Origin of the sequence: Sphingobacterium sp. DR205 (genome assembly GCF_011064245.1) — a bacterium.
GTDB lineage: Bacteria > Bacteroidota > Bacteroidia > Sphingobacteriales > Sphingobacteriaceae > Sphingobacterium > Sphingobacterium athyrii.
Window position 1 is genome coordinate 6,163,249 of sequence record NZ_CP049333.1, and the last position, 14,307, is coordinate 6,177,555.

The 14,307-nt window shown below is 39.4% G+C and carries 15 protein-coding genes; 2 read left to right on the forward strand and 13 right to left on the reverse strand.

Annotation, left to right across the window (positions count from 1 at the left end; translation table 11 throughout):
• Positions 1-146 precede the first annotated feature (146 nt).
• The 4 genes from hemE to G6053_RS26295 are packed head-to-tail and all read right to left on the reverse strand — an operon-like array spanning position 147 to position 3,285.
• Positions 147-1,184 (reverse strand): uroporphyrinogen decarboxylase, encoded by a 1,038-nt coding sequence (hemE, locus tag G6053_RS26280; RefSeq protein WP_108636712.1) that lies wholly within the window; start codon positions 1,182-1,184, stop codon positions 147-149.
• Positions 1,184-1,702 carry a hypothetical protein gene (locus G6053_RS26285; protein WP_241254845.1) on the reverse strand — a complete coding sequence of 173 codons (519 nt, stop codon included), beginning with the start codon at positions 1,700-1,702 and terminating at the stop codon, positions 1,184-1,186. Before G6053_RS26285 ends, hemE begins: the two co-directional genes overlap by 1 nt.
• A gap of 10 nt (positions 1,703-1,712) precedes the next feature.
• Positions 1,713-2,420, reverse strand: coding sequence for a response regulator transcription factor (locus tag G6053_RS26290; protein WP_070563139.1), 708 nt, complete (start codon positions 2,418-2,420; stop codon positions 1,713-1,715).
• Positions 2,410-3,285 (reverse strand): HAMP domain-containing sensor histidine kinase, encoded by an 876-nt coding sequence (locus G6053_RS26295; RefSeq protein ID WP_104385725.1) that lies wholly within the window; start codon positions 3,283-3,285, stop codon positions 2,410-2,412. Before G6053_RS26295 ends, G6053_RS26290 begins: the two co-directional genes overlap by 11 nt.
• A gap of 118 nt (positions 3,286-3,403) precedes the next feature.
• On the opposite strand from G6053_RS26295, the gene G6053_RS26300 reads away from it, so the two are divergent.
• On the forward strand, positions 3,404-4,108 hold the full coding sequence (locus G6053_RS26300; RefSeq protein ID WP_108636711.1) for a YjjG family noncanonical pyrimidine nucleotidase: 705 nt from the start codon (positions 3,404-3,406) through the stop codon (positions 4,106-4,108).
• A 114-nt stretch (positions 4,109-4,222) separates the two neighbouring features.
• Here the strand turns inward: G6053_RS26300 and G6053_RS26305 are convergent, their stop codons facing one another.
• The 3 genes from G6053_RS26305 to G6053_RS26315 all read right to left on the reverse strand — a co-directional run bounded on the left by G6053_RS26305 (position 4,223) and on the right by G6053_RS26315 (position 7,932).
• The gene (locus G6053_RS26305; protein ID WP_108636710.1) at positions 4,223-5,032 is read right to left on the reverse strand and encodes a DUF1080 domain-containing protein; all 810 of its coding nucleotides are present in this window, start codon (positions 5,030-5,032) and stop codon (positions 4,223-4,225) included.
• 67 nt (positions 5,033-5,099) lie between these two features.
• Positions 5,100-7,547 carry a TonB-dependent receptor gene (locus G6053_RS26310; RefSeq protein WP_165309085.1) on the reverse strand — a complete coding sequence of 816 codons (2,448 nt, stop codon included), beginning with the start codon at positions 7,545-7,547 and terminating at the stop codon, positions 5,100-5,102.
• Between the two features lie 103 nt (positions 7,548-7,650).
• Complete coding sequence (locus G6053_RS26315) at positions 7,651-7,932, reverse strand: ATP-dependent Clp protease adaptor ClpS (protein ID WP_077437687.1); 282 nt, start codon at positions 7,930-7,932, stop codon at positions 7,651-7,653.
• Between the two features lie 77 nt (positions 7,933-8,009).
• Between G6053_RS26315 and G6053_RS26320 the strand changes: the two genes are divergently transcribed.
• Positions 8,010-9,056, forward strand: a complete 1,047-nt coding sequence (locus G6053_RS26320) for a beta-ketoacyl-ACP synthase III (protein ID WP_165309086.1) — start codon at positions 8,010-8,012, stop codon at positions 9,054-9,056.
• A 73-nt stretch (positions 9,057-9,129) separates the two neighbouring features.
• Here the strand turns inward: G6053_RS26320 and atpG are convergent, their stop codons facing one another.
• From atpG to atpB, 6 genes are all read right to left on the reverse strand, one after another.
• Complete coding sequence (gene atpG / locus G6053_RS26325) at positions 9,130-10,032, reverse strand: ATP synthase F1 subunit gamma (RefSeq protein ID WP_165309087.1); 903 nt, start codon at positions 10,030-10,032, stop codon at positions 9,130-9,132.
• 91 nt (positions 10,033-10,123) lie between these two features.
• Positions 10,124-11,698, reverse strand: a complete 1,575-nt coding sequence (gene atpA, locus G6053_RS26330) for a F0F1 ATP synthase subunit alpha (RefSeq protein ID WP_108636706.1) — start codon at positions 11,696-11,698, stop codon at positions 10,124-10,126.
• Positions 11,699-11,752: 54 nt separating this feature from the next.
• Complete coding sequence (atpH, locus tag G6053_RS26335; protein ID WP_165309088.1) at positions 11,753-12,295, reverse strand: ATP synthase F1 subunit delta; 543 nt, start codon at positions 12,293-12,295, stop codon at positions 11,753-11,755.
• 28 nt (positions 12,296-12,323) lie between these two features.
• Entirely contained in the window at positions 12,324-12,824 is a 501-nt protein-coding gene (locus tag G6053_RS26340; RefSeq protein ID WP_104385733.1) for a F0F1 ATP synthase subunit B, read from the reverse strand.
• Positions 12,825-12,935: 111 nt separating this feature from the next.
• Positions 12,936-13,124, reverse strand: coding sequence for an ATP synthase F0 subunit C (gene atpE, locus G6053_RS26345; protein WP_028070619.1), 189 nt, complete (start codon positions 13,122-13,124; stop codon positions 12,936-12,938).
• Between the two features lie 36 nt (positions 13,125-13,160).
• On the reverse strand, positions 13,161-14,249 hold the full coding sequence (atpB, locus tag G6053_RS26350; protein WP_165309089.1) for a F0F1 ATP synthase subunit A: 1,089 nt from the start codon (positions 14,247-14,249) through the stop codon (positions 13,161-13,163).
• Positions 14,250-14,307 lie beyond the last annotated feature (58 nt).

A 14,307-nucleotide genomic window follows, 5' to 3' on the forward strand; every position in this document is an offset into this window, starting at 1 on the left:
ATTATAAAACAATAAAAATCTTACTTTTAACTACTTGCAGCTGCCATCTCCTGTTCAAAAAAAAAACCTGCCAGTTATGGCAAGTCTTCTTTTGTTTTTGATCGGTATGGATAAAATCCGTTCTCCGGATAATCGCAACTGAAGATTTAATAGCGAAATTCTTTCACCACCTCGATTGCGTATTTTACATTGTCAAAAGGAATATCAGGCATAATACCATGTCCCAAATTGAATATAAAACCATGCTCTCCGCGCATACGTTCAAATAATTCTATAATTTTCTTTTTGATCACAGGTTTTTCAGCATATAAGACAAAAGGATCTAAATTTCCTTGAACTGCTATCCCTTGAGGTAAAGACTGCTTTATATTTTTTAGATCCGCATTCCAATCGATAGAAACCACATCTGGCTGCGCCTCTACCATCATCGGAGCAAAGACAGATGATCCCTTACAGAAAGAGATTACCGGAATATCCTTGCGGTTCAGCTTGGAGATAATCTGTTTGTTGTAATAATGTGAAAAATCACGGTAATCATTCCAGGACAAGGCCAATGCCCAGCTATCAAACAATTGGATTGCATTTACACCTGCCTCGATCTGCATGTTAAGATAGGCTACAGTCACATCGGCAATCTTTTGAAGGATCGTATGCGCCAACTCAGGTTGATTGTTTAACATCAACTTCGTCAATTTAAAGTCTTTTGACGAACCGCCTTCCACCAAATAACTTAAAATGGTAAAAGGTGCTCCCGCAAAACCGATCAATGGGATACGATTATCAAGACGTTGCTGAATTACTTTTATGGCATCAGCTACATATTGCAATTTATCCAAACAGTCAACTGATAATGCTTCTGCCTCTTTGACAGAACGAATTGGATTAGAAAAACGAGGACCTACACCTTGTTCAAATGACAGATCTCCACCCATTGCTTCTGCTGTAACCAAAATATCCGAAAACAAGATTGCTGCATCTATTCCCAACAAATCCACAGGCAACATCGTTACATCCGCTGCAATCTCTGGTGTTTTGCACATTTCGAGAAAAGAATACTTGTTTTTGATATCCCAGTATTCTTTCATAAAGCGTCCAGCCTGACGCATCATCCACACCGGAGGTCTCTCCGTTTGCTGCGAGAATGCAGCTCTAATCAATAAATCGTTTTGTAAAGTACTAATCACTATAAATGTTTTGAAATTTCGTTTTCTATTTTTGTAATAATACTGACCTGTCTTGCAGTTAAATGCAATTTGTTGGCCACATCTGTATATGCCCTTGCTCTTTCATAATCTGTCTTACGCAGTGCAATATTGGCCAGATTGATCATTACCATACCTTTTTCATTATCTTTTTTCCAGGGTAGACGGGAAGCGAGCTGAAAATGATATTCGGCCTCATCGATACGTTCTTCTTTCAAGGCAATATTTCCCATCATAAATTCATAGAAATTACGCCGCCCTTTACGAAGGGTATCTGGATTTTTTATTTGGGACAGCAAGCTTTTTGTCTTTTCATAGTCCTGTCTATGAAAAGCTTGTGTTGCCAAGAAAACTGAGCCCTCCCGGAAATGGCTCCAAATTAGATAACCAATTCCACCAGCCAGCAAGACAGCTGTCTGATAATGCCCCTGGTATAAACCATAGCCCAAAAGTAACGCAGCAATAAAAATAACGGCTATTCTAGCCTTAATTGTCATCATCTTTTATTTGCTATGCGTTATTGTCGGTAAACTTATAACCAACTCCTCGGATAGAATGGAAATAGATCGGGTGTTTTTGATCAGGCTCAAAATACTTCCGGAATGTCAAAATGAAATTGTCAATGGTACGCGTCGAAGGATAGACGTCATAATTCCATACAGTTTCTAAAATCTGCTCACGGGAAACCGCTTCATTACGACGTTCGATCAACAGCTTTAATAGCATTGTTTCTTTTTTCGTCAGAGAGGTAATCGTTCCATCTGCGTGATGCAATTCATAAGAATTAAAATAGATGGTTTTATCACCGATTTGATAAGAATTCAATTCTTTTAGATCATCCGGTTTCATTCCACGACGGACCAAATTTCCAACACGAAGAATCAACTCTTCCAGGTTAAAAGGTTTTACCAGATAATCATCAGCTCCTTTTTTGAGCCCCGTGATCCGGTCTTCGCTACTGTTCTTGGCAGTCAAAAACATGATCGGAACCTCGGTATTCTGTAGTCGAATTGTTTCAGCAACTTGAAATCCGTCAATTTCAGGAATCATAACGTCCAGAACTACGAGATTGAAACGTTCTTCCTTAAAAACTTTCAATGCTTTTTTTCCGTCAGTAGCCGTAGTGACACGGTAACCTTCCATTTCGAGGTTCAACTTGATAGCTTCTAACAAGTGTTCTTCGTCTTCGACAAGTAATATTCTTTGTTTACTTTGCATTTCTTTCAAATGTTACTTCAAAAATACTCCCTTTAGGAGTGTTATCTTTAACTTTAATGGTCGCGTCGTGCTTCTGCAACACAGTTTTCACGATATATAACCCCAAACCAGTACCTTTGGTTTTCCGTGTTGCTTCACTTCCCACGCGATAAAACTTATTAAAGATAAGTTTTTTCTCTTCATCACTGATACCAATACCGTGGTCAGCAACAGAAAAAATTATTTTATTGCTCTCTGTATATAATTTTACATCCACCATAGCGCAAGCCGGTGAATATTTAATAGCGTTCTCTATGAGGTTTGTCACAACATTACTTATCGCAAATTTGTCACCATGGATAATAATATCCGATTCCAGATAGGGTTTCAATACCTGCGAGCTGCATGAATTTTTTTGAAGCCGGTCGACAATTTGCTCCACTAGAGAAGTAAAATTAAAATCTTCTTTGGGCATGCTGTAATTGCGGCTGTCCAACTTCGTTGTCATCAATACATTCTCCACCAGATCGTCCAATCGTTCAATATCTTTTAATGAATTTCTTAAAAAAGTCTGTTGCTGTTCCTTGTCCAGATCCCGTCGTAAAATAGTCTGAATATAAAGCTTCACTGATGCTAAAGGAGATTTCAACTCATGCGTGATGGCCAAAAGGAAATTCTGCTGTTGTTGCAGCAGTTTCTGCTCGCGCTCTACAAGACGCTTTAACCGCCATGCTCCCCATAAAAAAATGATCAAAAAGAAAATACCCTCGCCTATAATCATATTCTTTTTGCTTGGGTCAAACCGGATGAACATCACCCCCCACCAGATCAACTGCATGATCGCATAAAACAAAAGGAAATAAAAGAGTAAAAGCGCTTTCTTCATGTAACAAAAATAGCTATTCACCAAGGCATTCGGAAATATCCCAACGATTATGACACAAAGAAGAAAATTAGCCGATTCACAATAAGATAAAATCTCCCCAGAGGTCGTATATTTGCATATGTTTAATCGTGAGAAAAAGGATATTTTCTTTGATCTAGATCATACCATCTGGGATTTTGACAAGAATGCTGAAGAAAGTCTCCACGAATTGTATTTTAAATACAAGTTTGACAGCTTGTTTGACAAGGAATCCCCCACCCGTTTCATTGAAACTTATACAGTCAACAATCATCGACTTTGGGGATTATACCATCATGGAAAAATTTCAAAACCCGAATTAAGAAAGGCAAGGTTCGCCGATACCTTTACAGCATTGGGCGTAGATCCTGAATTATTTCCGGAAGAATTTGAACTGGAATACCTAGCTATTTGTCCCCAAAAGACGAATTTATTTCCCCATGCCCATGAAACCTTAGCCTACTTGGATGAAAAATACAACCTACATCTAATCTCCAATGGTTTTAAAGAAGCTTGTGAGACCAAAATGAAAAAAAGCAATTTGAATAAATATTTCAAAAATATCTTTATTTCTGAGGTCGTGGGGGTAAACAAACCTGATCCGAGAATATTTCAATTTGCGCTGGAGACGACTGGCGCGCGGGCACCACAGTCACTGATGGTTGGTGATAACCTCGATGCGGATATACGCGGGGCAATGAATGTTGGCATGGATGCAATCTTCTTTAACCCGAATAGTGTGGAAAAGCCCGAAGATGTCCCGCACATGATCGTCGATCTGAAAGAATTACAAGCTATATTATAAAAAAAGCAGCTTTAAAGCTGCTTTTTTTATAATATAATTTCTGTTTTTATTGGGCAGAAATGCCCCCTCCTGTTAGCTACTACAATTGTTATGACTTACAAGAGGGTGACGGTTTTATTTTAAAACTTTAACAGTTATATTTTTAAACCAAACGTCATTTCCATGATCTTGAAGACCGATCAATCCTGATTTACTTTCGCCGCCTACATGACTCAACAACTCAAAAGCCAATGGCCATTTTTCTTGGCTAAATTTACTTTTTTGCAGTAGATCAATCCATGATTTGTCCCACAGGGTGTATTCAACAACTTTCACACCATTTTGGAAATGCTCCACTTTACCATTGTTCACACGGATCTTCACTTTATTCCATTCGCCATAAGGTTTGCCATTTTGTGGTTTCGCAGGAATCATATCATATAAAGACGTAGACTTGCGATTTCCGTCAACCCCCATTTTAGCATCCGGGTGGTTTTCGTTGTCAAGCACCTGGCATTCCGGTGATGAAATATAGATAGGCTGGCCTTCGACTTCTTTCGCCAGGAAGAAAATTCCCGAATTTGCTCCCTTTGCAACCTTCCACTCCATTTCCAACTCGAAATTTTTGAAATCATGCGCAAAAATCAGATCTCCGCCTTCATCTTTACCAACATTCGCCTGGCTATCAAACTTAATTGCGCCTTCATTGATAACCCATCTCTTAGGCACGACAGTTTTATCATATCCTCTCCAACCGTCCATCGACGTACCATCGAAAATAACATATGCTCCGGCTTTATTCTTTTTGAATTTCTTGATATCCACACGTGGCAAATCCAGAATTTTGTAAGCAGGTACTTCTTTTTTTGCTTGTGCTACAGCAGTATGTAGATGCGCTGAAAATGCCATCACCGATACCGCAAGAACTGTTTTTAATAACTTCATTCTTTTTAGTTTTAGGTTTGTTTCAAAATTAAAATTACGTATTTGGGCTTAAAAAGAGGAATATTTTTTAATATTCCTCACCGCCACCGTTTATTTCATTTGTCTGTGCTTCTTTCTTCTTAGACCTGGTTAAATCCTGACTACCAAAGCGATAAGAAAGTGATAAAGTGACCATTCGCTTCATCCAACGGTGTTCAAAATTTGATATAAGTTGCGATGTCTCTGTCACACCATTCATTTTCCGTGAATTAAACACATCTCTAACATTCAGCATAATCGATGCTTTCTTTTTAAATACATCCTTTTTCAATGCGATATCCACTCCTTTCATTGCATTCATCTGCCCTTGAGCCATCACGCGTGAAGAATTATACTCACCTCTCATTTGAGCCGAGAAAGTAGGTGTAAAGCGATAATTCGCAGTTAAGTTTGCATTATAAGCGAAATCCTTTCTCTCTTTTATATCGTAGTCCGGATTTGCATTATATTTAATGTGGATCAAATTAAGATTAAATGTAAAATCAAAATCCTTCGTCGCATTGACTTTTGAGATAAATTCAAAGCCTGAAAGATTACGGCTCGTCATGTTTTCCCATCGACTATAGGTCCTTCCATCTTCTATTTTGTAGACAAAAGGCTGTATAACCTCACTGGCATGATTGAAGTAAGCCGAAGATATTAAATTGACCTTTCCAAAAGTTTTGGCGAAGCTCATTTCAAAACTATGTACATCTTCTGGTTTCAGGTTTGGATTTCCCTGACGGTAATTCAAATCATCGGATACATTTAGAAACGGATTGACCTGCCAACCTCGGGCACGTTGCACACGACGCGAGTAACTAAACTGAACTTTATCACCGTTATCAGCTACATCATAGGTCAAAAACAATGTCGGGTACAGTCTAAAAAAGTTCTGCTTTGCATTGGATTCTTTTTCCACAGCATCGGGATCCTTGGAAAAATAAGTGGATTTGAGTTCAAATTGTTCGCCCCGTAATCCAATTTGATAGCCAATTTTATCCGTCAGCTTATTTTGATAGTTTGCATAAATTGCATGGACAGCACTGGTAAAATCAAAATCATTACTGATTCTATAATCCGGTACATAATCGCCTACCGAATCAAGTGATAAAGAAAATTGGGTATCAAAAGACTTCCTAATTTGAGAACGGTAGCCGGCCTCAAATTTGCTTACCTCAGAAAATGGCAGCACATAATCCAGCTGAAGATTGATATTCTTGCCATCTTCAGAGGTCGTATTTGTTCGTGCGGTTTCTTTCCGACCGTCAGTATAGTTTTGACGAAAATCATTCGTGCCATCCTCCTTGTCTCTACCGTAACTCGCATTAGCAGTCAGCTCCTCTCCCTGACGCTTAAATTGATGCCTGAAATCGGCGTTGAATTCATACCCTAGATCATCTTCAAATTGAGTCGAATTTCGAACGCTTGTTCCGGTTTCTACTGTCTCTTTATAAAACCGATAATCTAAATCCTCTATTCGCTTATTATCACGAATGCTCAAATTACCTGAAAAGCTCAATGAAGTACGGTCAGACATATTGTAGTCAAATCCGGCTTTTACTGTGTGGCTATTTCCCTTCCTGGACGATTCAGATTCGCTATAATTACGTGTTGTATCGCTCAAAAAGATATTGTCGGTCTTCCCACTCCCAACCATATGACGCTTGTTGAAGTTATAGGACCCAAAGTAATTGAATTTTCGATCTCGATAATTCAAGGTAAGACCGGCCATATAGTTATCATAGGAGCCAGCAGATGTATTAACTGATCCATTCAGCCCTGTTCGAATATTTTTCTTTAAGACGATATTGATAATCCCCGTCTGCCCTTCCGCGTCATATTTAGATGAGGGATTGGTGATGACCTCAACCTTTTCAATGGAATTGGCCGGAAGACTCTGAAGCAAAGATGTGACATCGTTTCCTGCGAGTGCTGACTCGCGGCCATCTATTAGAATCTTGACACTGCTGGATCCACGCAGGCTCACCGATCCATCTTGATCCACCTGAAGCGTGGGAACATTGGCTAACACATCTGTTGCTGTTCCGCCCGCGCTGACAAGGCTTTCACCCACATTAAAGGTCTTACGGTCAATACCAATCTGCATCGCGGGAACTTTCCCCTCAACAACAACTTCATCCAGCAGTTCACCCGTTGAATTTAAGCCAACCCGTCCGAGGTCCTTGCTTTTCGATGCGACCACATCCACCCCCTCAATGGTCTGCGTTTCGTAGCCTACATAACTGATACGGACATTATATTTACCGGGTTTGATATCTGTAAATAAAAGAAATCCCTGATCTACTGACTGCGCGCCTTTAACGTAACTATTATTGCTCGCGTCTAAAAGCGCAGCACTGGCAGACGAAATAGGTTTGGATGTTTTGCTATCGATCAGGATAGCTTTAATTTGACCGGTTTGTGCAAAAACTACAACCGGTAGAAAGAATACAAATAATAATAAAAATTTAAACGATTTAGCGTTAAATGACATGAGAGCTTCAGCTTAGTTTATAGTTTATTGCAAATAAAACTAAAACTTAGAGACAAACTTAAAGCGTAACTATATTATTACCGTAACAAAAAGGATAGTAAATCTATTCGACAGAGACCGTCAATCCCTCAGCTTTCAAAATTTTGCGGTAGATTTCCATTTCAGTGAAAGTGCCTTCCAAAACGGCGCACTTCCCTTCAGTATGTACTTTCCAGGCAATTTTTTCAGCTTGTTTCTCTGTATATTGGAGGTGATACATGAGGCAATGGATCACATGGTCGAACGTATTCGTTTCGTCATTCCACAAAATCAGGCGATTAGAGTCCTTAACAGACGCTAATATCTCTTCTAACGTAAAGGTTTCTTCAGCAGTTTGGGTACCCATGCTGCAAAAATAGAATATTTTTTTCTAAATTAACGACAATATAAAAGGGAAGAAACAATCAATTAGAGGAATTTATTATGTTTCAGTCGAAAATCGCAGGAATTGGCTATTACGTTCCGAAAAACGTATATACCAACAATGACTTAACACGTTTCATGGATACCAGCGATGAATGGATTCAGGAAAGAACGGGGATCAAAGAGCGTCGCTATGCCGACCGTATCGGAGAAACAACAACCACAATGGGGGTTGAAGCTGCGAAGATAGCCATAGAACGCGCCAATATCAGTAAGGAAGATGTCGATTTCATTATCTTCGCAACCTTGTCACCCGACTATTATTTTCCCGGTTGTGCGGTATTACTGCAACGGGAAATGGAAATGAACGAAGTGGGCGCACTGGATATCAGAAATCAATGTTCTGGCTTCATCTATGCCCTGTCCATAGCAGATCAATTTGTCAAAACGGGGATGTACAAAAATGTACTTGTAGTGGGTTCCGAGAAACATTCATTTGCACTCGACTTTTCCACCAGAGGACGTGCTGTATCCGTTATTTTCGGTGATGGTGCCGGAGCTGTGGTTGTGCAGCCAACAACAGAAACCGGTAGAGGCATTTTGAGTACACATTTACATTCAGATGGGGCTGAGGCAGAAAAGCTCGCTATGTACTATCCGGGGGCATCCAGTGGAATCTGGTTAGATAAAATGCCAGACTGGCCTGAACAGGAATTGGGCGGATTACTGATGACCAAAGAAATGCTTGAAGATGGAACTGCGTTCCCAAATATGGACGGACAGGCTGTGTTCAAAAAGGCCGTTGTAAAGTTCCCTGAAGTTATTCATGAGGCTTTGACAAAGAACAATCTGAAAACTTCTGACATTAACCTGTTGATCCCGCATCAGGCCAATCTTCGGATCTCACAATTTGTACAGAAATCATTAGGATTAAATGAGGATCAGGTCTTCAACAATATCCAAAAATATGGTAATACCACTGCAGCCTCCATACCGATCGCACTATGTGAGGCTTGGGAAGCCGGAAAAATCAAAGCGGGTGATCTTATTTGTTTAGCCGCTTTTGGTGCAGGTTTTACCTGGGGGTCAGCCTTAATCCGATGGTAGCAAAGCGTACTAAGCATAAAAAAGGCGACAATCTTTCGATTATCGCCTTTTTTATGCTTTCCTGAATAACGAATTATCCGTTTGACAAAGCTGCTGCTCCAGAAACGATTTCTGTCAACTCTGTCGTAATTGCTGCCTGACGTGCCTGGTTGTAAGATAACTTAAGTGATTTTAAAAGATCACCAGCGTTTTCAGTCGCTTTATCCATGGCTGTCATACGTGCTCCATGCTCGGAAGCATTGGAATCCAAAACAGCTTTGTATAATTGAATCTTGATGGCTTTAGGAATTAATTCCTCGATAATCTTCTCTTTGGAAGGCTCGATGATATAATCCACTTCAGCTTCTATTTTTGCTTTATGCGTATGTTGTGTGTTTCCCTCTGCAGGTGGTAATAAAGGCAAAATCTGCTCTGCTGTCAATTCTTGAACCGCAGCATTTTTGAATTGGTTATAAACCACTTCTACACGATCAAAATCACCTTCCTTAAATTGTTCCATGATAAATTCCGTCACTACAGAAACAGATCCAAAATTTAAATCAGAAAACAAGTCTGAATGGTTAGCTATCACATCGAAATTACGCTTCGAGAAGAAATCGTAACCCTTTTTACCAATAGCAATGATACTCAAATTGCCTTTTGCATGCTGCTCGGCATATTTGTTAGCGATCAAGTTATTAGTCATCTTGATCGCATTCGCATTGAATGCCCCAGCCAAACCTCTATTAGAAGAAACAACCACGATCAACACCTTATTTGGCTCACGATCTACCGTAAAAGGAGAATTACTTCCCTCCACACTTGCAGAAACATCAGCCAAAATATCTCTTAGTTTATTCGCATATGGGCGCAATTGTAAGATAGCGTTAGTAGCGCGCTTCAATTTAGCAGCCGATACCATTTTCATGGCTTTCGTGATCTGCTGTGTTGATGATACCGAGGTAATCCGGTTTCTTACTTCTTTTAAATTTGCCATATCTGAGATTGGAGATAGGAGATCTGAGATGTGAGATTCAAGAAATCTTTTAAAGACATCTCAAATCTCAAATCTATCATCTCACATCTATTTAATATTTTGATGCTAAATCCTTAGCTACTGTTTCTAATACTGCAGTCAACTCATCTGAGAATTTACCAGCTTTAAACGCTGCTAAAACTTCTGGATGGCGTTGTTCCAATTGTGTCAAGAACTCTTCTTCAAATTCTCTTACTTTGTTTACTGGTACATTACGCAATAAGCCTTTTGTTCCGATGTAAATGATCGCAACTTGTTTTTCTACAGAAACTGGAGAATATTGACCTTGTTTCAAGATCTCAACGTTACGAACACCTTTATCCAAAACGGCTTTAGTAGCAGCATCCAGATCAGAACCAAATTTCGCAAAAGCTTCCAATTCACGGTACTGCGCTTGATCTAACTTTAATGTACCCGATACTTTTTTCATCGGCTTGATCTGCGCATTACCACCCACACGAGATACCGAAATACCTACGTTGATCGCTGGACGGATACCCGCGTTGAATAAGTTAGACTCCAAGAAAATCTGACCATCTGTAATAGAGATTACGTTGGTAGGGATATATGCTGAAACGTCTCCTGCCTGTGTTTCGATGATCGGAAGCGCTGTCAATGAACCACCACCTTTAACCAAATGCTTGATAGATTCAGGAAGGTCATTCATGTTACGGGCGATATCATCTGAAGAGTTGATTTTCGCTGCACGCTCCAACAAACGGCTGTGTAGGTAGAATACGTCACCTGGATATGCTTCACGGCCCGGAGGACGACGTAACAACAAAGAAACCTCACGGTAAGCCACAGCTTGTTTAGATAAATCATCATAAACGATCAATGCTGGACGGCCTGTATCACGGAAGAACTCACCGATAGCAGCACCTGCCATTGGCGCGTAGAATTGAAGTGGAGCAGGGTCAGCAGCAGAAGCAGCTACAACAACAGTATAAGCCATTGCACCTCTTTCCTCCAATGTACGAACGATATTCGCTACCGTAGAATTCTTTTGACCTACGGCAACGTAGATACAGAATACAGGTTGACCTGCATCATAAAATTCCTTTTGGTTCAAGATCGTATCGATACACACCGCAGTTTTACCTGTTTGACGGTCACCAATAACCAACTCACGTTGACCACGACCTACTGGAATCATCGCATCGATTGCCTTGATACCTGTTTGTAATGGCTCTGTTACTGGTTGGCGGTAGATAACACCCGGAGCTTTACGTTCGATAGGCATTTCGTACAATTCACCTTGGATAGGTCCTTTACCATCAATTGGTTGACCCAATGTATTCACTACACGTCCCAACAAACCTTCTCCAACTTTGATGGATGCAATACGGTTGGTACGTTTAATCGTATCTCCTTCTTTAATTTCGTCAGAAGGACCTAAAAGTACAACACCGACGTTGTCTTCTTCTAAGTTTAATACAATACCTTGTAATCCGTTATCAAATTCAACCAACTCACCGGACTGAACTTTAGTTAAGCCGTAAATACGAGCAATACCGTCACCTACAGCAAGTACGGTACCCACTTCCTCTAGTTCGGCTTCTGATTTAAAGCCCGCCAATTGCTCTCTTAGAATTGCCGAAACTTCATCTGGTCTTACCTCTATCATTTTAATTATTATAAGGGGTTTTTTGATTTATTTTACTTTAAATACCAGAATAACTTAGTTACCCTGATTCAAATATCTTTCTAATTTATTCAACTTACCAGCAATACTTGCATCAATCTGGCGGTCACCAATATTGACGACAAAGCCACCGATCAGCTTATTATCGACTTTATTGATCAATATCACCTGAGCGTTGGTTTCTTTTGCAAGTACATCTTTCATCGCTGCCAAATTAGCTTCAGAAAGTGGTGCTGCAGAGGTAACTGTAGCTTTCACAATACCTTTAACCTCGTTATACTCGCGGATAAATTCCTGAGCAGTAGCATATACGATCATCCCACGACCTTTGTTGATCATGATCTTAAAGAATGCCAAGATATTTGGGTTGATCTTATCTTTAAATAAAGCATCCAATATGTTTTTCTTCTTGTCCAAAGGAACAATAGGATTGGCGAAAACAGCTTGCAATTCTGAACTGGATTTTAAAACAGCGATGAACGAATCCATATCTGTTTTGATGGTTTCCAGTGAGCCCTGCTCGCTAGCCAAGTCAATTAATGACTTTGCATATCTCGATGCTACTTTAAATACTGACATATTCTATTTCGTAATTTGAGTGGCCGGATTAGTTCAATTTAACATCTTTAAGCAAATCTGCTACTAAAGCTTCTTGCTTACCTTGGTCCTCAAATTCCTTGTTTAACACTTTACGGGCGATATCCAAAGACAAAGAAGAAACTTGTGATTTTACCTCAGCCAAAGCTTTATTCTTTTGTTCGTCGATCTCCTCTTTCGCTTGAGCAATCATTTTAGCGCCTTCATATTGCGCTTGTGTTCTTGCTTCAGCAACGATTTTTTCTTTTAGCTCTTTTGCTTCTTTAAGGATAACATCACGTTCCGCACGAGCCTCTTTAAGCAATTGTTCGTTTTCATTTGTCAAACGAGCCATTTCTAATTTAGCTTTCTCAGCAGCTTCCAATGCATTCGCAATTCCTTGCTCACGCTCATCCAAAGCATTGACGATAGGTTTCCAGGCAAACTTGCCCAATAAAAAGATCACAACCAATAAGATGATTAGTTGCCAAAAGAACAAACCGTACGAGAACTGATTAATTAATGCTTCCATTTATATACAATTGTAAATTATAATTTTCTTTTGTTTTGTATTTTTTTGTTTAAATACAATCTGCAACCAACCGTTGCAGATTGTATTTAGTAAACTTTTAATCAGCTTGGATTATTTACCTAAGATTAAAGCACCGAATGCTAAACCTTCAACTAAGGCACCAATGATGATCATCGCAGTTTGAATTTTAGATGCTGCTTCTGGTTGACGAGCGATAGCTTCCATTGCTGAACCACCGATTTTACCTAAACCTAAACCTGCACCGATTACGATTAAACCTGCTCCAATTAAGTTGTACATAATAATTATTTTATAAAATTTAACAAAAAAATTCGATTAATGATGAGCGTGTTCCTCAACTGCCATCCCAATAAACAAGGATGACAACATTGTAAAGATAAAGGCTTGCAAAAACGCAACCAGTAGCTCCAAGAAAAACAACACTAAAGTCAATAACATAGACACCCCGATACTACCACCGACTGTCAATTGTTGTTGAAATAAATAAACGATTGCGATCAAACCCATCACAACAGAGTGACCCGCAGTGATATTCGCAAACAAACGCAACATTAAGGAGAAAGGTTTAGTAAACATACCCAACACCTCAATTGGCGCTAAAATAAATTTAAAAGGAACTGGAACGCCCGGCATCCAGAAAATGTGTTTCCAATAATCTTTATTCGCTTTAAAGTTGGTAATAAAGAAAGTGAATAAAGCCAAACATAAAGTTACCGTAATATTTCCCGTTACGTTAAAACCTAGCGGAGTCATGCCCAACAAGTTCAAAACAAAGATCAAGAAAAATACAGATAACAGGTAAGGCATAAATTCTTTATAACGGTGACCGATATTAGGAACAGCCATTTCGTCGCGTACATATAAAACCAAGGGCTCCAAAACACGACCAACACCTTTGGGGAGGTTATTAACACCCTTCTTATAAGTTTTAGCTAGACAGATAAAACCCCAGAATAATAAAAACGCCGCCAATAATAGACCTACTACATTCTTTGTAATCGAGAAATCGAGCGGTTTTGCATTCGTAGGATGATGTGCTTCATCAAAGTTTAGGGTACCTGTAGCATCTGTTTTATAGATCTTACCATGGTAAAGTGCGTAGTATTGACCGTTTTTCTCCACAACAGACTCGCCATGATGAAACTCGCCAGAAGAAAAAACAACCAATCCATTATCAATAAGAATTACTGGCAATGGAAAACCATAATGTTTTCCTGCTTTTTGATCGGAAAACAAAGAAAAATAATGATCATCTTGTAAGTGATGTTGACTATACGCTTTGATTTCCTCAGCTTGGGTTTTAGGCGCATCCCCATGCGCTTCTTCCGCTGCTTTTAAGGTAAAAGGATTGACAGCAAGAAAAATTACTGCAAATAATAAAAGTGCTCTCTTAAGATTCACCATTTCAGATTACTATTGAATAATAAAAAATTTTGCGCAAAAATACAATTTTATTTGGCAT